At 72.2% G+C, this 1,001-nt stretch carries 1 protein-coding gene; it reads right to left on the minus strand.

What is annotated here, in order from left to right; genetic code table 11:
* Positions 1-1,001: transposase (locus tag ACFU6I_RS48755; RefSeq protein WP_384381076.1), on the minus strand; the 1,001-nt coding region annotated here is incomplete at both ends.

Genomic DNA, 1,001 nt, shown 5'->3' on the forward strand with positions numbered 1-1,001 from the left:
GGTGGGCTCGTTGTTCCTGCGCCCGGGTGGCCGTCCTGGGCCGGGGAGGGAGGGTTTCGGTGCTCCGGCGGGGCAGGCGGCTTTCGGGCGGAGGTGCCGGAAATCGCGCCGGACCCGGGCGGGGGTGAGTCTGTCGGGCGGGGTCGGTTTCTCCCACGGCCTGCGGAGGTCGGCTGCCAGGGGGCGGGCGAGCCGGAGTTGGGTGAAGGCCGCGAGGATCAGCCAGGTCCACCGGTCGGCCGCTTCCGGGCTGCGGATCTTCGGGCTGGTCCAGCCCAGGGTCTGCTTGAAGAGGCGGAAGGTGTGCTCGATGTCGAAGCGCCGCAGGAATGCCTGCCAGAGCAGGTCGACCTTGCTTTCGGTGGTGTCGGTGCCCGACCACCACAGCCAGACCGGCTTCGGTGTCGCGCCGCTGGGCAGGTGCTCGACCTGCAGGCGGATCACGGTGCCCTCGATGACCGGCAGGGCGCCGAGCTGGGCGGTCCAGGCCGAGCGGTGGGTCAGTCTCGGGTGGAGCCGGTTCCAGGCCCGGGCGGTGGCGGTGCCGTAGAGGCGGGTCCCGGTCACCGTCTGCGTGTCGGGGGTGTTCCAGGTGGCCGGGTCACCGAAGACGAACTCGCCGCCGTGCCGGGGCGGGCGGCCTCGGACGCCGGGCTCGCGGGTCGGTGCCGCCCGGCGCAGGACTCGGTCCGAGCGCATCCGGCCCAGGACCTGCACCGGAAGATCCTTCAGCAAGAAGGCCAGGCGGGGCACGTCGTATCCGGCGTCGACCACGATCAGGATGTCCGGGTCGCCGTCCTTCCACTGGCCGGCCGCGATCAGTCGCTCGACGAGTTCACGCATCTGCCTGGCGGTGACGGTGGCGGCATCGTCTCCCGGGGCCAGACGCAGTGCGTCCAGCGGCGCGGTCCAGGAACTGCGCCCGGTCTCCAGCGCGCAGATCACCGAGTAGGGCCAGCCGGGAACGGGAATGTGCTGGTCCTTGCCCCGGCCGTAGGTGT

Origin of the sequence: Streptomyces sp. NPDC057486, from assembly GCF_042802415.1 — a bacterium.
GTDB lineage: Bacteria > Actinomycetota > Actinomycetes > Streptomycetales > Streptomycetaceae > Streptomyces > Streptomyces yanii.